Raw genomic sequence first — 16,624 nt, 5'->3', positions numbered from 1 at the left:
CAGTTCAGTTCGTGAAGACGAGTTTCTCACGATGGACAATCGGCCGAGCTGTGGTTCGAGAAGATTCGGTAGCACCACCGCCAGAGAGACGATCGATGAGGCCTTGCGCCGAGCCGCTGAAACCAAAGGCGGCGCCGTGCCGCCTGTTGGCATGTCACAAGAGTCGGCCATTTTAGCTTATCATTAACCATATGAATTAATGTCGTAAATTTTTCGAACAGAAGTCAAATGACCTTATATTCCGTCATCCAGACGCCGCTTTTCGCCCGCAGTAACTATCGATAGGTTCAAAGTATCGATAGTTAGATGGTCTACCAGGTTGACCACGTCCCAAATCGAAAGCTATCATCGGTCAAATTCCCCGCATCGCGCGGCGGTCGCGGCTCGCGCGACCCAGAGACAAACAACGGAGTTTTCCATGAGCGTCAACGTCAAGGTCGCCGAGGCCAAGGCCCATCTCTCCGAGTTGCTGGCGCGCGTCGAGGCGGGCGAGGAGTTTATCATCTCGCGCGGCAAGGATCCGGTCGCCCGGCTCTCGCGGGTCAAGAAGGAGAATGAACTCGCGATGCTGATCGCCGAAGTCAGGGCGGCCCGGGGACGGGCCAAGCCGGTCAGCAACGACGAGATTCTCGATTGGAAGCGCGAGGGACAGCGGTTTTGAGCGTGTTCGTCCTCGATGCCTCGACTGCCGCCGCCTGGCTTTTGCCGGAGGAATACAGCGAGACGGCCGAGCGATTGATTGCCGGCATCTCAGGTCCTTGCCCGGTGCTCAACCTGTTCTGGCACGAGGCGCGCAGCATTCTGATCAGTGCCGAACGGCGCCAGCGGATCGCCGCCGGCCAGGCGCTCAATGCGATGGCACGGTTGCGCCGCCTGCCGCTCGACGATGCGGGAGCCGGCCAGGACGGCTCGGTGCTCGAGCTTGCCAGCGCGCACGCGCTCAGCGCCTCTGACGCCGCCTATCTCGACTTGGCACTCCGACAGTCATTGCCACTCGCGACCCTCGACCGCAAACTCGCCGGGGCGGCGCGGGCTGAAAAGGTGCCGGTGCTCGGGCCCTTCGAAAATGAGCACTGAGCAGAGTTCGTCCGATCTCTCGCGCCGTGCCGAAGCGCTCGACGCGCTTAGCGCCACCCTGCCTGGCGCGACCAGCTCGCAGCGCTGCTGACCGACGACGACGTCGCCACGCTCAAGCATCTCGCCGGCGAGGGCATGGGCGAAAGCACGCTGCGGACGCTGGCCTCCGACCTCGGTTATCTCGAGGCCTGGTGCCAGCTGGCGACCGGCACCCCCTCCCCCGGCCAGCGCCGGAAGCACTGCTGTTAAAATTCGTCGCCCATCACCTTTGGGATCCGGTCAAACGTGCTGAGGATCCGGCCCACGGCATGCCCATTGAGGTCGAAAGCGGCCTGCATGCCCGCAATCTGCTTAAAGCCGCTGGCCCGCACGCGCCGGCGACGGTGCGACGGCGGCTGACCTCCTGGTCGATCCTGACCCGCTGGCGCGGCCTGACCGGCGCTTTCAGCGCGTCCTCGCTGAAGGGCGCGCTGAGGCTGGAGGTCAGGGCGAGTAACCGCCCGCGCCAGCGCAAGAGCAAAGAGGCGTTAACTGTCGAGATCTTGACGAAACTGCTTCAGGCCTGCACCGGCGAGTATCCTGTGGACTTGCGCGACCGGGCACTGCTCTTGACCGCCTTTGCCTCCGGCGGCCGTCGCCGCTCGGAAGTGGCGGGGCTGCGCGTCGAGGACCTCGTGGAGGGGCACCGGTGCGCGCCAATCCCGCCGACGGAAATTTCCCTCCCCTGCCCTGCCTATCAATCCGCCTCGGGCGCACGAAGACCGCGACGAACATGTGCTGCTAATGGGCCGGCCAGTGACCGCGTTGAAGCGCTGGCAGGCGGCGGCGCAAATCAAGGAGGGCCAAGTGTTCCGACGCATCGACCAATGGGGCAACGTCGATCGGCGGCGCTGACGCCGCAGTCCGTCAACCTGATCCTTAAGAGCCGTGCGAAGCAGGCCGGGCTCGATCCGGCTCTGTTTTCGGCGCATGGGTTAAGGTCCGGCTATCTGACTGAGGCTGCCGTCGCGGCATCCCGCTGCCAGAGGCGATGCAGCAGTCGCTGCACAAATCGGTGACGCAGCCGGCGAGCTACTACAATGACGCGGAACATAACAGGGCAGAGCGGCTAGAATGATCATCTGAGCCAAGCAGGCCCGACACCCCGCACCGTTACGGCCCGAAGAGGCGTCGATCCCAGTAAACCGGCTGATGTAGGCTGACCTGAATTGCAGGGAACTCCGTATGAGCTGGATTGATCAAAATATTACGGTCGAGCCGGGCGACAATACTGGGGACCAGCAAGATTACGCTCCTCCTTTCGAGACACCATTGCTCGCCAAATCCCTTGCTCACCGTTGGCGGCATCGTGTCCCATCCTAGGAGGCCCGGCGGCGAAAATACCTCGTAGGTCAAGCCGCGCGGCATTGTGATTTCCACGAAGTGCTGGTTTGGCGGCAATCGACCGCTACCATGCACCAGCTTTTCGAGTACCGTCGTTGAGTAATGCTCGCTGCTGTAGATGATTGGGCTTGCCGGCGTGTTCCAGCGCCCAGGGGCTATGGTTGAGCCGATTGCGTCGAATATGGGATAGGTCCCTTTCGGGTCGCCTATTCGAAATGAGGACAGCGTGCGATCAAGAATCTGAGCGCTCACGCAGCGCTGCCGTATTTCAGGCTTGCGAGGGTTTCCAGGACGAGTTCGGCGCCGATCTCGCTCTGAATGACCACATCAATCGGACGCTTGTCCTCGAGCATGGGGTGGGGGCGAAACAGGAATTCACGGGCCTCCTCCCCGCTTTGCCAAACATCCAGTGCCAGATTCCAGACACGGGCGACACGGGCGACGCGCATCCCCTCGTCTGGTGAGAGCCGAAGCGTCGCCTTTCGGCGTTCATAAGTCGCCTTCGGCACCAGGCGATACTTGAATTGGCTGTCATTTGGAGCCAGAAGGTGGACCACTCGCTCCAATGCCGCGAGGGGCAACCCGCCTTCTATTCGCGTAATCAGCCCGAGCGGAGAACGCGCTGCCGCTTCGTTTGCCGGCAAACCCAAGACATTGGCAACATTCTCAAAAGCTAGCATCGTTCATCTCCGTTCACTTGAGGCGAATTGTAGTCTCATATGAGGCATCGCAAGAGTGGTCCCATATGCGCTGTCAGCAACGGAGGCTTCTCCGTGGCAAGAAATCGTCTGCATGGTCGCGGCAATCAATTCGTCTACCCAGGCCCTTGCCACCACTCGATATGTCAGGAGCGCTCACCCTTCTTGGCCAACAGCCGCGAAAAGGCGGGCTGTGCGTCCGTAACCGCCAGCCGGTTCGACTCTGGAGACGTTTTCAACGATCGTTTGCCTACACCTTCTGAAGTTGAACAGGCCGGTTGCCGGCGATATGTCGATAAATTCCGATTCTATCGACACGTGTTGGCGCCATGTCGTCGCTGTCGACGTATCCGGAGATCTCATCGACCGGAAAAGGAAGCTTCAGGATGCCGTTCCGGCCGCCGTCCCTCCAATGATCTACCACCGTTGCCGCCGAAAGAGGACGTCCAGACGAAAGCCGTCCTCAAGACCTTCATAGCCGCGCGGGCCGCTCTGGCAGACGACGCAATGCCATCCGGGAAGAATTGCTGTTTCATGGAACGCGGCCGGTCATACCGCCCCGCGCAACACGAAGGAAGCCACCGCCGTGCGACTATCGCAACCGTATTGAGCGGATGTTCAATAGGATCAACCAGTTCTGCCGAATTGCGACCCGGTACCACAAGACCAAAGCTTCATTCGCAGCATTTTTGGCGATCGCAGCAGTGAAAGTCTGGCTCCCGCATTTTGTCGCGGGGCCATAGGCAACGCACCCGTCAACGGGCGTACTTCTAATGAAACTTCTTAAGGACAATCAGGCGTTCACCATCGCGGCCCCTCCATTCAGACGCAGCATAGAAAAAGCAGCTCGGGTAATCTTCCAAGTAAGGCTTTTCTAACACATGCAAGTTTGGGCGGATTGACTTCCAAAATTCAAAGCGTTCATACAGGGGTATCCAACGCAGCGGCCTGCCCACGTCAACTTCAACGAACCTAATAGGCGTTTCCCTAAGCATAGCGCGGATATCTTCTTCCGTGAGGACGTCCTTGACACACCGACCGAACTCTCCGTTGTCATCCCACAGCTTGCTCAGCGACCCGCCCACATACCTTCGCTCCACATCGGTCATTTTTATCCTGCCATTCCGGCCTCGTCGCACCGTATGCCTGCCTTGGCACTACAAAGCATCCTTATGGAGAGATGTTCGCTGGGAAAGGTACAACTACACTTTGTCAACAGGACCTAGTTATGGCCAGCTTCGTTGCTCGGCCGCGGTAAACTTGCGACGAATCGGTTAAATACGGCCACGTCGTAGCGATGGTCAGTGATACCGCTGACCAGGACGGGCAATTCAGAAGGCAGATTCCATTTCACTGTCGCTGGGACAGTTCTGGAAATAGCCTCGTACCAGGCATGTAATGAATTCTGCAGCCGGACGTGCAGATCGAAATTGGGGCGGTGGCGTGCGTTGTCGGCGTCGCGTTGCCGACGGGCGATCGAAGGATCTATTCGCTTCACAAGATAGAGGTCGGCAAAGCCGAGAACCCTCTTGCGAATTGCTTCCCGGGTCGCTTCCAACTGCTGGAGCCAGTGCTCTTCGGGCGCCTCGCCAATCTGCCAAAGGCTCCAAACGAAATGCAATTTCAGCGGATCGGTATCGCACACAGCAATTCCCTGCCTGCCCTCCACTTCCAGCGCCTCCGCCCAGCGTCGGGCGTTCCAGTCTGTCCATGCATTCGCCGCCTTCACCGGATCAGCATTCCGGTCCGGCCGCGGCACGGGATACCACTCCTCAACGAGGATTCCCTCGCCATATTTCTGGCACCACGTCGTCTTTCCTGAGGCGCTGATACCCTCGACAACAACGATCACGACACCCTCCGCTCGCCGAGCCTTCGCCGTCAGATCCCGCAGATAACCGCCGGGCGAGTTGACATGCTCTGCCCTCTCCAGAATGCATCCATATGGATGTCCTCGATTTGAAGAGGAGCGAAGACGCTCGAAACAGTCTGATGTTCGAAATCAAAGGGCCATGGAAGGCAGCGGCCGACCTGATCCGAGCTCAAACGCCAAAGGAAGCCAGGATCGGGCAAGGCCCGGTCTTGCCCTCTGCGCATTCAGAGACCAGCTTACGGAGCGCTTCCCGAGCACGATTAAGCTCTCCAATCCTGGCATCCAGCTGCTCAAGCCTCTTCTTCGCCAGTTCCCGTGCGGCCGAGCGGTTGTGCCCGGCATCTAGTGCCAGAAGCTGCCCGATCTCCTCAAGCGTGAAACCGGCCGCCTGCGCCTGTTTGATGAAACGTAATCGGCGCACGTCTTCGCCTCCATAGCGGCGCACGCCTTCTAACCGCTTCGGCGTCGCCAGCAGCCCCTTGCGCTGGTAGAAACGAATGGTCTCAACACCCACGCCTCCGGCAGCTGCAAATTTCCCGATCGTCAGTTCTTGAAGGTATTGACTCTGTACCATGCTACGGAACTTATAGTCCTGCCAACGATTTCACAAGAACAAGGAGATGTGAAAATGTTGGACAGGACCAATCCGCAGAATCTCGCCAGGAAGGCGGTCCTGTACCGGATGGTGACGCCAAGCCACACCTGCCCCTACGGATTGAAGACGAAGGATCTGCTGGAGCGGTCAGGATACGAGGTGGATGATCATCACCTGACCACCCGCGAGGAGACGGACGCTTTCAAGGCGCAGCACGGCGTGCCTACGACGCCTCAGGTCTTCATCGATGGCAAGCGGGTCGGCGGCTACGACGATTTGCGTCGTTTTCTTGGGAAGCCCGTTGCCGATCCGAAGGCGACTAGCTACCGGCCGGTTATGGTGCTGTTCACGCTGACCGCGCTCACGGCGATGGCGGCGAGCTATGCCGTCAACGGAACTCCATTCACCTTGCGCGCAGCCGAATGGTTCATCGCCTTTTCGATGGTGGTTCTGGCGATGATGAAACTCCAGAACGTCGAGAGCTTTGCGACGATGTTCTTGAACTACGACCTCCTAGCAAAGCGCTGGGTTCCATACAGCTACATCTATCCCTATGCCGAGGGACTGGCTGGCGTGCTCATGGTGGCAGGCGCTCTGAACTGGTTGTCTGTTCCAGTCGCGATGTTCATCGGTACGGTAGGGGCTGTTTCGGTCTTCAAGGCGGTTTACATCGACAAGCGTGAATTGAAGTGCGCCTGCGTCGGCGGATCGAGCAACGTCCCCCTTGGTTTCATCTCGCTGACCGAAAATCTGATGATGATCGCGATGGCAGTCTGGATGGCCGCTGGAGGCATTGGGCTCATACCAACCCACGCCATGTAAGGCAGCGCGATGCGAACACGGCCGATGAACGTGCGGGTCGTCGAGAGGGGCGTACCGGCGCATTCGGCAGGGAACGATGCGTTCCGCCTATCCCGGAGCGGTTTGCCACTAACCACGATCTGAGGGAGAGTCCTAGCGGGAGAAGAACCATGGGCATCTATCGGGACGTGATCTTGCCGAAGCTATGCGATCTCTCGATGCGCAACGAACGTCTGCGCCCCTACCGCGAGCGCGTAATCGGCGCTGCGGAGGGGCGAGTTCTGGAAATCGGCGTCGGCTCTGGCTTGAACCTCCCGTTTTACGGCCCTTCGGTAGGTGAAGTTCTGGCGCTCGAGCCGTCCGCGGGTCTTGTGGCGATGGTCCGCGAAGCCCGGCGTCCCGACTTGCCCGTCAGCTTCATCGACGCGTCTGCCGAGGCCATACCGCTCGACGATAGGAGCGTCGACACCGTCGTGACGACCTGGACGCTATGCACGATTCCGGACGCCGCCGCGGCGCTGACGGAAATGCGTCGCGTACTCAGACCTGGCGGAAAACTGCTGTTTGTTGAACACGGCCTTGCGCCCGACCGGGGAGTACGCTGGTGGCAGGATACTCTCACGCCTGTCTGGCGGCGGATCAGCGGCGGCTGTCACCTCAATCGTCCGATCCGGTCAATGATCGAATGCGGCGGGTTCCGGATCGAGCGGGTCGAGACCGGATACATGCAGGGACCGAAACCGATGACGTTCATGTACGAAGGCAGCGCCCGTCCGGAGTGATGCGCGCCGCCGGGGTCACCCACGAAGTAGTCGTTACCGTGATCAACGCGGCCATGAACCTACAAGCGTGGATCGGCCTGAACTTCTGATACGTCGTCTCGGTGTCACAAAGCTCCCAATCAGGACAGCACGGAATTCCCGACCGCCAAGGGGGAGCCCCTTTGACTCAGCCGATCAACCCTCAGTGTATGTACACCAAGCTACATCCAGCGCTAGAGCGCGTCCGATGAAAGCGGAATCGGCGTGAGGATTCCTTTTCAGAGCGTTCTGTGATTCCCTCCTCCTGTCTTTGATTTGTCGGAGGGAACATGGCCCGAGCATTGAGTGATGATCTTCGCCACCGGGTTCTGGCTGCGTCGGCTGGTGGGATGTCCGCGCGGTCGGCTGCAGCGCGGTTCGGGATCGGGATTTCGACGGCGATTGCCTGGATCGCGAGCGCCCGGCAGGGTCAGGTGAGCGCTGCCAAGCAGGGTCGACCTGGAGGTTCCCGTCTCGACGATCATGAGGCTTTCATCATCGGCATGATCGAGGCGTCGAAGGACATCACGCTGAACGAGATGGTTTTGCGTCTGGAAGAGGACCGATCCGTCTCTATCGGCCGCAGCACCCTCGACGTCTGGCTACGCAAGCGCGGCTTCACATTCAAAAAAAGACCGCACATGCATTGGAGCAGGAGCGGCCAGACCTCCTGAAGCGGCGTCAGGACTGGTTCGATGCCCAGCTTGATCTCGATCCAGCCCGCCTCGTCTTCATAGACGAGACGGGTCTTTCCACGAAGATGTCCCGGCTTCGCGGTCGCGCGCCGCGCGGAGAGCGTTGCCGATCGGGCGTTCCGCACGGTCATTGGAAAACTACGACGTTCACCGGGGCGCTCAGGCTCTCCGGCATGACCGCGCCGATGGTCCTTGACGGGGCGATGAATGGAGTGGCTTTCCAGCCCTATGTCGAGCAGGTTCTCGTGCCGACCCTCACGCCCGGCGACATCGTCGTCATGGACAACCTGCCGGCCCAACAAGGCAGATGGCATCCGACAGGCCATAGAAACCGCCGGCTGCACGCTGCTCTATCTCCCGCCCTACAGCCCCGACTTCAACCCGATCGAAAACGCCTTCTCAAAGCTCAAGGCGCTTCTGCGGGCACGGGCCGAACGCTCCGTCGACGCCCTGTGGAACACCGTTGGCGACATCGTCAAACTCTTCGAGCCGCAAGAGTGTGCGAACTACTTCGCAGCAGCGGGATATGACCCGGTTTAAAGTGGACGTGCTCTAGATCACGATTATTTTAGGTCGGACCGACCTAAATCTTGAACCCTCAATGGTCCGCCTATCCGCCCTTTAGTTGCTGAAGAAGATGAATTTCGCTGTCCGGCGCGACGGGCGTGAAACGGCTAACGCTGAGCTGGCCATCTATCATGACGGAGGTTCCGGCTTTGACCGCCGGCGCCAGCCCCGGATGCGCCCTGACGAGCGCATCGAGCATTTCTCCGACGTTGCCCGCCTCCACCTCGACAACTTCGTTGCCGTCGGCAAGGCGGCGCAGCCCGGACCACAGGTTGACCTTAGGCATGGCGGGCCGCCTTGAGCGCCGCCAATACCTTCGGAGGGTTCATCGGCAAGCTGTAGAGCCGCGCGCCGGTGGCCGCTGCAATCGCATTGGCAATAGCCGGCAGCGGCGGCGTGATTCCGGTTTCACCGACACCACGAACACCAAAGGGGTGCCCCGGGTTCGGGACTTCTACGATGACCGTGTCGATCTTCGGGAGATCGGAGGCAACAGGCATACGGTAATCCAGCAAACCGGTGTTCTGGAGGCGGCCGTCTGGACCGTAGATGTACTCTTCGTTGAGAGCCCATCCGATGCCTTGCGCCGCACCGCCCTGATACTGCCCTTCCACATAGGACGGATGGATCGCGCGGCCGGCGTCCTGGACCACGAGATAGCGAAGGATCTCGGTCTTGCCGGTTTCAGGATCCACCTCGACATCGACCACATGCGTGCCGAAGCTGGCCCCGACACCCGCCGGGACGGACTCATGATGCCCCGAAATCGGTCCGCCCGTCGAACCCATCTTCTTCGCGATTTCCTTGATTGTCATGGGCGGGAATTTGCCGGCGTTCTCCCCGGCCGGACGAGCCGCGCCATCGCGCCATTCGACAGCCTCCGCGTCAATTCCCCATTCGGCTGCGGCCCGTCGGCACATTTCATTGATTGCAGCACGACTTGCCTCCACCGCCGCCTTGCCGCTGGCAAACGTGGCTCGGCTGCCATGGGTCGGCTCGTTCTCACCAAGCGCGCCTGTCTCCACGACATTCACGCGGACATCGTCATAAGCGATACCCAGAGTCTCGGCCACCATCATCCCGATGGAAGCCCGGCTACCGCCGATATCGGGTGTCCCCACCGACACCTGCGCCGTCCCGTCCTCGGAGATCGCCATCGACACGGACGTTTCGCCGTTGTGGTTGAACCAGTACCCCGTGGCAACGCCACGTCCCTGATTGGCGCCAAGCGGAATCGCCAGGTTCGGGTGAGCCTTTGTCGCTTCGAGAGTCTCTATGAGGCCGATATTGGCGAACACCGGACCATAACTCGACTTGTCGCCTTCACGTACGGCGTTCTTCAACCTCACCTCAAGCGGATCAAGGCCAAGATTGTGACACAGCTCATCAATCAGGCTCTCGGCCGCGAAGGCTCCCATCGGAGCCCCCGGTGCACGATAGGCCGCGGACTTTGGCCGATTGGCGAGCACGTCGTACCCCAGATGCTGGACGGCGGACATCTTGTACGGAGCAAAACAGCAGTAGAGCGCCATATCCACCGGAGCCCCCGGGAACGCCCCGCCCTGCATCCGGAATTCAGCCCGTCCCGCGGTGATCGTGCCATCACGCTTCATGCCGATCTTGACGTCCATCGACGAAGACGCGGTCGGTCCGGTGGCACGCAAGACTTCCGATCGGGTCATGACGACCTTCACCGGCCGCCCGCCAGCCTTGCGCGACAAGGCAAGCGCAAGCGGCTCCATGAAAATCGTGGTCTTGCCACCGAAGCCCCCGCCGATTTCCGACGGCGTGACCCTCAGTTTCGAAGCCTCAACGCCCAGAACCGCCGCGCACATGCGCCGGATGAACCATTGGCCTTGGGTGCAGACCCACATCTCGCCCCGGCCGTCCGCGCCCATCTGTCCGACGCAGGCATGCGGCTCGATATATCCCTGATGGGTCGCTTCGGTCCGGTAACTCCGCTCCAGCACGAGGTCGGCGGCCGCGAAACCCGCCTCGACGTCACCATGGCCAAATTCCATATAGCGAACCACGTTCGGCGGCATGCCCTCTGGGACGGTGTGGTCGGCCGAGCCCGCCCGGATCGCAGGGGCATCCGGCTTGATCGCATCATCGACATCGATGACATGCGGTAGCGGCTCATACTCCACATGGATCAACCGAGCGGCATCTTGCGCCAGCAGCGCCGAGGTCGCAGCGACGGCGGCGACCGCATGGCCGTCATACAAAGCAACGTCGCCCGCCAGCGTGTTTTCCTGAAGGTTCCAGTCTTCGTCGGTCAACCCGGTCGGCAGGTCCGCGCGGGTTACGACAGCCTTCACGCCCTCGAGCGCCAGAGCCTGGGATGCATCGATACTCTTGATTCGGGCATGCGCGTGAGGCGAGCGCACGATTGCGCTCCAAAGCATGCCCGGCAAGGAGAAGTCCGCGCCATACCGTGCGCGCCCCGTAACCTTGTCCAAGCCATCAGGGCGGTCAGGCCGAGTTCCGACGATTCGATATTCGCTCTTCAGGTCTTCGTTCAGCATCACGCGGCCTTCCTCATCTCGGCCGCGGCATCCAGCACGGCACGCACGATTTTGTCATAACCTGTGCATCGACAGAGGTTCCCGGCCAGCCAGAAGCGCAGTTCCTCTTCGGAAGGGTCCGGATTGCGCTCGAGAAGCGCCTTGGAAGCGACAAGGAAGCCCGGCGTGCAAAAACCGCACTGAAGCGCGGCGTGCTCGATGAATTTCCGCTGCAGCGGGTGGAGATCGTTGCCGCTCGCCATGCCTTCTATCGTGTCGATATGACGTCCCTCGGCTTCCACACCGAGCACGAGACAGGACGACACGAGCGTCCCGTCAAGGGTGACCGAACAGGCGCCGCAATCGCCCGTCCCGCAGCCTTCTTTGGAGCCGGTCAGCCCCAGGTGATTTCGAAGACAGTCCAGCAACGTCTCGCGCGGGTCCGCGAGGAATTCCGCCGCCTCGCCGTTGACTGACGTCGTGACATGGATCTTGCTCATTGCTGCTTACCTTTCGCACGCTCATAGGCGATCGCCGCAACCCGGCGGGCCAAAACGCCCGCGACGTCGGTGCGGAACTCCGCCGTGCCTCGCTTATCGGAAATCGGCCTGCAAGCGGCGGATGCCGCCGACGCCAGCCGTGCGAGAGCGTCCGGGTCGAGCCTCGTTCCAACGATTGCGGCAGCCGCTTCTTCCACCAAGACGACGGTCGGCGCTACGGCGCCAAGTGCCACTCGGGCGGCGGCAATCTGCTCTCCCTCGAGGCGAAGACTGATCGCGCAGCCAACGACCGCGATATCCATCTCGGTCCGTGGGATGAAGCGCAGGTATGCGTCGGCAGCAGATGCTCCGCGCGGCGGAAGGTGAATGGCGGAAATCAGTTCGCCCTTCGCCAGCGTCGTTCGCCCGGGACCAGCGGGAATGCTCTCCACCGGGACCTCTCGATTTCCATGCGGCCCGGTGATCGTTACGCTCGCTCCGGCAGCGATGAACCCAGGCACGCTATCGGCTGCCGGCGAGCCATTGCAGAGGTTTCCAGTGATCGTTGCGCGGCCTTGGACCTGGGTCGAGCCCACGAGGCACATTCCCTCGACTACGCCAGGCCAATCGCCCCGCAACTGCCGATGCGCACCGAGCGCAGCGCCCGAGACAGCGACGCCGATGCGCCACCCGCCGTTCTCCATGCGTATGATGTCCCTCACACCGGGAATTTGCTTGATGTCGATCAGATCGTCCGGCGTTGCCATCCCGGTCCGCATTTGAACGATCACATCGGTCCCGCCAGCCAGAAACCGCGCGATCCCTTGGGCTGCCGCCGAAATCTTTGCCGCGTCTTCGAACGATTGCACTACATGATACCGCACAAGAATCCTCCCACGGCGCACAAACGAGGATCACTCCCGAATGTTGTCGAGAGTTAGCCTCCTCGAGTTGCGGCGAAGATAAGAAATCGGGCTATCGCGAGCAAGGAGAAAACCGGTCATGGGCTCGTCGATCATTTTTTAGAGGAAGCCCATTCACTGGATATCTTCGGCGGTGAGGACGAGGAGCATGGTATTGCGCCTTTCAGGCCGAGACGGGCTTGGCCGAGGTTTCTTTTCGTTTGTCCAGGGAACTTGAAGCAATCAATAGGTTCGAAAACGTCACGGACCGCGCGGAATTGATCGCTGACTTCGTTGGGCTGTTCCACGATGGACGAAACGAGGAGTATGCGGCAGATCCCTGTCTCGGCGCTGACCCGGCAGTCGCATATAATTTAGGGCAGGCCGTAGCAAAGTGGCTTTGCAAGGAAGAAGACAGCCCGGTGGGACATGACGGCTTGAATGGCAGGGATCCCGGGGAAACCGGAAATCTCAAGGCATTGAACTAAGGATAAGCAAGAGGCATATCGGTTATCGATCGCTGTCCCGCGGAAGACTCAGGAGGACGCATGGAAAAGCATCGCATCTTTTCGGTCAGTGTCGCGACCGTCTATCCCTACTATGTCGCCAAGGCGGAGAAGAAAGGACGCACGAAGGCAGAGGTCGATGAAATCACCCGTTGGCAGACGGGGTATGGCCAACAGGCCCTGGACGATCAGCTGGCGAAGAACACCGACTTCCAGAACTTCTTTGCGCAGGCACCTCGGATGAATTCCACTCGATTGTTTTCTGCCCGGCTAGATCGTTGATCTAGCCGGGTTTTTTGAGTTTTCCGGCAGTGAACGCCGACCTCCATGCCGTCAAAATCCTACGATCTTGTTTTTAAAAGGAAAATCCCGACGAACTTTTTTTCGTGATTCCACCACCTATTGGCATCTTTCGGGTCGCGGGAGCCGATCCAGAGCTGGCATCACGTCAGCCTCGACTGGTGGGAGCGGACAGCTGGCTCCCCGGCGGCACGGTGTGATAGCTGCCGTACTGAAAACGATTGTATTTTCGGAAAATACCGCTGACTTATCGATGTATCTATCGCGGCGTGGGGAGCTCGACAGTCTGGCCCACAAGATCGATCGCCACCTTACCTCGAAGTCCACGGTAGCCCCCGCCTTCGAGCAGTTCGTGCGCTTCGCCGATGCGAGCCAGAGGAAGCACCGCGCCGATCACCGGCTTGATCAGGCCACGTTCGACAAGGTTTGTCAGTGCGTCGAGCTTGCCTCGGTTCTGCCGGGTGAAAACGAAATGGTAGGCGGCGTTCTTTCCCCAAGCCTCGATCAGGTTCTGCGGCTGCGCGATGTCGACGATGCTGACCAGCCGTCCGGCATCTGCGAGGGCGAGCGCGCTTCTCGTCAGGGTGTCGCCGCCGATGGTGTCGAATACAACGTTCACCCCTTGCCCCCGCGTAAGTTCCGCCACGGCTGAGACGTAGTCGTCGGAGGTGTGGTCGATTACCTCGTCCGCTCCGAGCGAACGCACGAACTCATGGTTGCTAGGGCGCGCCGTCGTGATGACCCGCGCACCCATCGCCTTGGCCAGTTGGATCGCTATTGTACCCACACCGCCGGCACCACCATGGATCAGAATGGTTTCGTGAACGGCAAGCTGGGCGCGGGTCACCAAAGCTTCCCAGACCGTCCCCCCAACCAGCGCCAGGCTGGCGGCCTCCAAGTGGTTGATGTTGTGCGGCTTGCGGGCGACCAGATCGACATCTGCAACGTGCTGCTCCGCATATGAGCCGGGGCCGCCGAAGATTTTGGGCGTGTAGTAAACCTCGTCTCCTATGTCGAACTCGCTTACATCCGCGCCCTTTTCTTCCACGGCGCCGGAAACGTCGTGACCGATGATGGCGGGGAGCGGCACGTAGTCGGCGTAGTCGCCACGTCGGATCTGATAGTCCAGGGGATTAATGGCGGTGGCGTGAACGCGCACCCGGACCTGCCGAGGTCCGACGACCGGTACGGCAACATCGCGCATCTCGAAAGCGTCGAAGCCACCGAATTTGCTGAGGACGATCGCCTTCATGGTGTGGGTCATGCTCTTACCTTTTCTCAAATCCAAGTGATGGTAAGAGCGATATAGTATGTATATGTCGTTGCTGTAATACGCACAAAATTTACCCTTGGTGCACAGAAGGATACTGCCATGGTCAAGCGGCGCCACACCAGTCTGGATAGCAATCCCGGTTGCGCGGTAGAGGCGGCAATCAGTCTGATCGATGGAAAGTGGAAGTGCGTTGCGCTTTGGTACCTTCAGGAAAGAGGTACTGTCCGTTTTAACGAGTTGATGCGTCTGATGTCCGGGGTCACACAAAGGACGTTAACCAACCAGTTGCGCGAATTGGAAGCAGACGGACTGATCAATCGCGTCGTCTACGCGCAGGTGCCACCCAAGGTCGAATACAGCCTATCTGATCGAGGCCGGACATTCATACCGATTCTTCTATCCCTTTCAGCTTGGGGAGAAGCCAATATGGACCTGTTCCAGCAATCTGAGACGGCGGCCTCGTAACTCCTTGCCAAGCTTCAAGTCCGTGCGATGGCACGGGTCCTTCCCATAAAGGAAGGTTCAACGGGATAGCCCACGCAGGATGGGTCTTCCCGATGCGTCCGGCCGGTCTGCTTTCCCGAAACCTGTTCCCGATTGTGCATTCTCGAAACGGCCCGTGGAAAAACATGGAGAAACCGGACTGATGTGATTGCCGAAACGGCCGGTATCGGAATGCCGCCCTAGTTTACCGAGCGGCCGGGAAGCGGGGCGCAAGCTGCCATGTCGAATGGTTCAGCATCCCTGATCAAGCTCCGATCTCGGAGCACCACCCCCCGCTGCGCTGACCCTTGGTCGGACTGATCGCCTGACGCCATCAACCCGTAAAGGGTCGGCTATGCCAGCATGCCGCCGCTGCGGCTGCGCCTGCGCGGTGATTGCAGCGTTCAGTCCGACACTTCGGGCGCCTGTCAGCGGGGGATGGACCTTCGCTCAAACAGGAGCCGGATCGATGTCCCTCAACGACGCGCACGCCTTCGCCTTCAGTCTCGCCACCACCCTGACGGCCGCCATCATCATCTTCCAGGTCGGCGACGGCACCCTCTCGGTGACCGCCGCCAGCGAGTACGACGGCGACACGGCCGCGATCGTCCATAAGATCGATCCCTTCGCCCCATAACCGGGACGAACCGGCGTCGCCGCGCGGAAGTCGCACGCGATTTCCGCTCCCGGCGCAGTCGATTTTCCGCTACAGTTCGAGCGCGCCGTGGTGGTGGAGGCGCGACCGTCAGACTTTTCTCACGGAGGACACCACCATGATCATCCTCGCAATACTCGCATCCCTCTCAGCCATCGGCGTGCTTTGCTGGCTGCTGTTCACGCTAGCGGTCTTCGCGCTGCCGGCGTTCGTCGGCGTGACCGCAAGGGACTGGGCCCACGGTACGGTGGCCGGCATCCCTGGCGCCATCTTGGTCGGCGCTGCCGCAGCCGCCTTCACACTTGCTATTGGCCACGTGCTGATCAGCTTCATCCGCCCGATGTGGCTGAAGCTGATCGTAGCCGCCGCCTTTGTCGCGCCGGCGGCGATGGCTGAATTCCATGCCACACATGGCATTGTGAAGCATCTCATGCCTTCCGAGGGATGGCAGATCAACTTCTCCGTCATCGGTGGGATCGCGGTCGGCATCACCGCCTTCGCGCGGGTCTCAGGAATGGCGGCGGCCCCGGACCCGTCCCGCCGGAACCTCGCGCAATCCTGATCGTCATTGTCGCCGTTTCAAGGGCAGGACCAGATCAGCGATAGGCGGCGACCGCCCACGTGACGACCGTGCATCCTGCGGCGAGTGCCGGCGCAAACGATCTGGCCGCCAGAATGATCGGAGAGTTCCAGGAACAATGACCCCCGCTACGCCCATCGGCTGTCGCAGGACGATTGAAAGGCTCCCCGGTCGTGGTTGCATGGCGCGACCCGCTTCGGTTCGCGCCATCGCCGCCCAGTAGCGCAGCTTGCTCGGGGCGCCGTCAGCCTCAAGTGCGGCTTCGCCCCGAACCTTTCCATTCTCGAGCGAGAGGATGTCTATCAGTAGATCGCGGTTCCGCTCGATCGCCAAAGCCATCTGGTCGAGCACTTTGGCTCGCAGTTCGGCATCATGTGCCCAGGCCGTGCTTCGAAAGGCGCGGCTCGCGGCTTCGATGGCGGACCCGGATGTCCTCGTCGTCGGTTTCTG

The 16,624-nt window shown here is 60.6% G+C and carries 17 protein-coding genes and 6 pseudogenes; 12 read left to right on the top strand and 11 right to left on the bottom strand.

All coding sequences use genetic code 11. The annotated features are described in order from the left end of the window. Positions 1-418: 418 nt before the first annotated feature. The 3 genes and pseudogenes from M1D34_RS26545 to M1D34_RS26535 all read left to right on the top strand — a co-directional run bounded on the left by M1D34_RS26545 (position 419) and on the right by M1D34_RS26535 (position 2,202). Positions 419-661 (top strand): type II toxin-antitoxin system Phd/YefM family antitoxin, encoded by a 243-nt coding sequence (locus M1D34_RS26545; protein WP_498785553.1) that lies wholly within the window; start codon positions 419-421, stop codon positions 659-661. Continuing rightward, positions 658-1,077: a type II toxin-antitoxin system VapC family toxin gene (locus M1D34_RS26540; protein ID WP_498785551.1), complete on the top strand. Its 420-nt coding sequence runs from the start codon at positions 658-660 to the stop codon at positions 1,075-1,077. The genes M1D34_RS26545 and M1D34_RS26540 overlap by 4 nt, the downstream gene beginning before the upstream one ends. Next, positions 1,067-2,202, top strand: a pseudogene (locus M1D34_RS26535) (tyrosine-type recombinase/integrase). Before M1D34_RS26540 ends, M1D34_RS26535 begins: the two are co-directional and overlap by 11 nt. Positions 2,203-2,229: 27 nt before the next feature. Here the strand turns inward: M1D34_RS26535 and M1D34_RS26530 are convergent. Both M1D34_RS26530 and M1D34_RS26525 read right to left on the bottom strand, forming a co-directional pair. Next, on the bottom strand, positions 2,230-2,712 hold the full coding sequence (locus M1D34_RS26530) for an RES family NAD+ phosphorylase (RefSeq protein WP_498785549.1): 483 nt from the start codon (positions 2,710-2,712) through the stop codon (positions 2,230-2,232). Continuing rightward, positions 2,709-3,140 carry an antitoxin Xre-like helix-turn-helix domain-containing protein gene (locus M1D34_RS26525; protein WP_498785547.1) on the bottom strand — a complete coding sequence of 144 codons (432 nt, stop codon included), beginning with the start codon at positions 3,138-3,140 and terminating at the stop codon, positions 2,709-2,711. The genes M1D34_RS26530 and M1D34_RS26525 overlap by 4 nt, the downstream gene beginning before the upstream one ends. A 530-nt stretch (positions 3,141-3,670) precedes the next feature. Between M1D34_RS26525 and M1D34_RS26520 the strand changes: the two are divergent. Next, a pseudogene (locus M1D34_RS26520) lies at positions 3,671-3,901 on the top strand (IS5 family transposase); the annotation flags it as partial. A gap of 479 nt (positions 3,902-4,380) precedes the next feature. Here M1D34_RS26520 and M1D34_RS26515 read toward each other — a convergent pair. From M1D34_RS26515 to M1D34_RS26505, 3 genes and pseudogenes are all read right to left on the bottom strand, one after another. After that, positions 4,381-5,010 (bottom strand): hypothetical protein, encoded by a 630-nt coding sequence (locus M1D34_RS26515; protein ID WP_498785545.1) that lies wholly within the window; start codon positions 5,008-5,010, stop codon positions 4,381-4,383. Between the two features lie 6 nt (positions 5,011-5,016). Further along, positions 5,017-5,100: pseudogene (repC, locus tag M1D34_RS26510) on the bottom strand (replication initiation protein RepC); the annotation flags it as partial. Positions 5,101-5,200: 100 nt separating this feature from the next. Then, positions 5,201-5,605, bottom strand: coding sequence for a MerR family transcriptional regulator (locus tag M1D34_RS26505; protein WP_498785543.1), 405 nt, complete (start codon positions 5,603-5,605; stop codon positions 5,201-5,203). 54 nt (positions 5,606-5,659) lie between these two features. On the opposite strand from M1D34_RS26505, the gene M1D34_RS26500 reads away from it, so the two are divergent. From M1D34_RS26500 to M1D34_RS26490, 3 genes and pseudogenes are all read left to right on the top strand, one after another. Further along, on the top strand, positions 5,660-6,448 hold the full coding sequence (locus M1D34_RS26500; RefSeq protein WP_498785541.1) for a MauE/DoxX family redox-associated membrane protein: 789 nt from the start codon (positions 5,660-5,662) through the stop codon (positions 6,446-6,448). A gap of 149 nt (positions 6,449-6,597) precedes the next feature. Further along, positions 6,598-7,209, top strand: coding sequence for a class I SAM-dependent methyltransferase (locus tag M1D34_RS26495; RefSeq protein WP_498785539.1), 612 nt, complete (start codon positions 6,598-6,600; stop codon positions 7,207-7,209). Positions 7,210-7,517: 308 nt separating this feature from the next. After that, positions 7,518-8,462 (top strand): annotated as a pseudogene (locus tag M1D34_RS26490) (IS630 family transposase). A 70-nt stretch (positions 8,463-8,532) separates the two neighbouring features. Here the strand turns inward: M1D34_RS26490 and M1D34_RS26485 are convergent. Genes M1D34_RS26485 through M1D34_RS26470 form a run of 4 tightly spaced genes read right to left on the bottom strand, consistent with a single transcriptional unit; the run spans position 8,533 to position 12,359 of the window. Further along, on the bottom strand, positions 8,533-8,775 hold the full coding sequence (locus tag M1D34_RS26485) for a MoaD/ThiS family protein (protein WP_498785537.1): 243 nt from the start codon (positions 8,773-8,775) through the stop codon (positions 8,533-8,535). Next, complete coding sequence (locus M1D34_RS26480) at positions 8,768-11,017, bottom strand: xanthine dehydrogenase family protein molybdopterin-binding subunit (protein WP_498785535.1); 2,250 nt, start codon at positions 11,015-11,017, stop codon at positions 8,768-8,770. The genes M1D34_RS26485 and M1D34_RS26480 overlap by 8 nt, the downstream gene beginning before the upstream one ends. After that, the gene (locus M1D34_RS26475) at positions 11,017-11,496 is read right to left on the bottom strand and encodes a (2Fe-2S)-binding protein (protein ID WP_498785533.1); all 480 of its coding nucleotides are present in this window, start codon (positions 11,494-11,496) and stop codon (positions 11,017-11,019) included. The genes M1D34_RS26480 and M1D34_RS26475 overlap by 1 nt, the downstream gene beginning before the upstream one ends. Then, positions 11,493-12,359 carry an FAD binding domain-containing protein gene (locus tag M1D34_RS26470; RefSeq protein ID WP_498785531.1) on the bottom strand — a complete coding sequence of 289 codons (867 nt, stop codon included), beginning with the start codon at positions 12,357-12,359 and terminating at the stop codon, positions 11,493-11,495. Before M1D34_RS26470 ends, M1D34_RS26475 begins: the two co-directional genes overlap by 4 nt. A gap of 218 nt (positions 12,360-12,577) precedes the next feature. On the opposite strand from M1D34_RS26470, the gene M1D34_RS26465 reads away from it, so the two are divergent. Together M1D34_RS26465 and M1D34_RS26460 are read left to right on the top strand one after the other, a co-directional pair. After that, positions 12,578-12,865: an RES family NAD+ phosphorylase gene (locus M1D34_RS26465; RefSeq protein ID WP_498785529.1), complete on the top strand. Its 288-nt coding sequence runs from the start codon at positions 12,578-12,580 to the stop codon at positions 12,863-12,865. A 60-nt stretch (positions 12,866-12,925) separates the two neighbouring features. Next, positions 12,926-13,138: pseudogene (locus M1D34_RS26460) on the top strand (DUF2200 family protein); the annotation flags it as partial. Between the two features lie 304 nt (positions 13,139-13,442). Here M1D34_RS26460 and M1D34_RS26455 read toward each other — a convergent pair. Continuing rightward, entirely contained in the window at positions 13,443-14,447 is a 1,005-nt protein-coding gene (locus M1D34_RS26455) for a zinc-dependent alcohol dehydrogenase family protein (protein ID WP_498785527.1), read from the bottom strand. Between the two features lie 108 nt (positions 14,448-14,555). On the opposite strand from M1D34_RS26455, the gene M1D34_RS26450 reads away from it, so the two are divergent. The 3 genes from M1D34_RS26450 (at position 14,556) to M1D34_RS26440 (ending at position 16,156) form a co-directional block, all read left to right on the top strand. Continuing rightward, positions 14,556-14,921, top strand: coding sequence for a winged helix-turn-helix transcriptional regulator (locus tag M1D34_RS26450; protein WP_114439825.1), 366 nt, complete (start codon positions 14,556-14,558; stop codon positions 14,919-14,921). Positions 14,922-15,408: 487 nt separating this feature from the next. Then, a complete protein-coding gene (locus M1D34_RS26445) occupies positions 15,409-15,576 on the top strand; it encodes a hypothetical protein (protein WP_498785525.1) in 168 nt (55 codons plus the stop codon). Between the two features lie 136 nt (positions 15,577-15,712). After that, complete coding sequence (locus M1D34_RS26440; RefSeq protein ID WP_498785523.1) at positions 15,713-16,156, top strand: hypothetical protein; 444 nt, start codon at positions 15,713-15,715, stop codon at positions 16,154-16,156. Positions 16,157-16,217: 61 nt separating this feature from the next. On the opposite strand, the pseudogene M1D34_RS26435 reads toward M1D34_RS26440, so the two are convergent. Beyond that, positions 16,218-16,597 (bottom strand): annotated as a pseudogene (locus tag M1D34_RS26435) (aldehyde dehydrogenase family protein); the annotation flags it as partial. Between the last annotated feature and the right edge of the window lie 27 nt (positions 16,598-16,624).

Source organism: Ensifer sp. D2-11 (assembly GCF_054161295.1).
The sequence above is the reverse complement of the archived record's forward strand: the minus strand, read 5'-3'. Positions and strand labels throughout refer to the sequence as shown.

Coding starts and splice junctions, on each gene's coding strand:
- M1D34_RS26480 (WP_498785535.1), bottom strand. CDS start 11,017: ATGCTGAACGAAGACCTGAAGAGCGAATATCGAATCGTCGGAACTCGG.
- M1D34_RS26445 (WP_498785525.1), top strand. CDS start 15,409: ATGTCCCTCAACGACGCGCACGCCTTCGCCTTCAGTCTCGCCACCACC.
- M1D34_RS26500 (WP_498785541.1), top strand. CDS start 5,660: ATGTTGGACAGGACCAATCCGCAGAATCTCGCCAGGAAGGCGGTCCTG.
- M1D34_RS26495 (WP_498785539.1), top strand. CDS start 6,598: ATGGGCATCTATCGGGACGTGATCTTGCCGAAGCTATGCGATCTCTCG.
- M1D34_RS26475 (WP_498785533.1), bottom strand. CDS start 11,496: ATGAGCAAGATCCATGTCACGACGTCAGTCAACGGCGAGGCGGCGGAA.
- M1D34_RS26440 (WP_498785523.1), top strand. CDS start 15,713: ATGATCATCCTCGCAATACTCGCATCCCTCTCAGCCATCGGCGTGCTT.
- M1D34_RS26525 (WP_498785547.1), bottom strand. CDS start 3,140: ATGCTAGCTTTTGAGAATGTTGCCAATGTCTTGGGTTTGCCGGCAAAC.
- M1D34_RS26450 (WP_114439825.1), top strand. CDS start 14,556: ATGGTCAAGCGGCGCCACACCAGTCTGGATAGCAATCCCGGTTGCGCG.
- M1D34_RS26485 (WP_498785537.1), bottom strand. CDS start 8,775: ATGCCTAAGGTCAACCTGTGGTCCGGGCTGCGCCGCCTTGCCGACGGC.
- M1D34_RS26505 (WP_498785543.1), bottom strand. CDS start 5,605: ATGGTACAGAGTCAATACCTTCAAGAACTGACGATCGGGAAATTTGCA.
- M1D34_RS26545 (WP_498785553.1), top strand. CDS start 419: ATGAGCGTCAACGTCAAGGTCGCCGAGGCCAAGGCCCATCTCTCCGAG.
- M1D34_RS26455 (WP_498785527.1), bottom strand. CDS start 14,447: ATGACCCACACCATGAAGGCGATCGTCCTCAGCAAATTCGGTGGCTTC.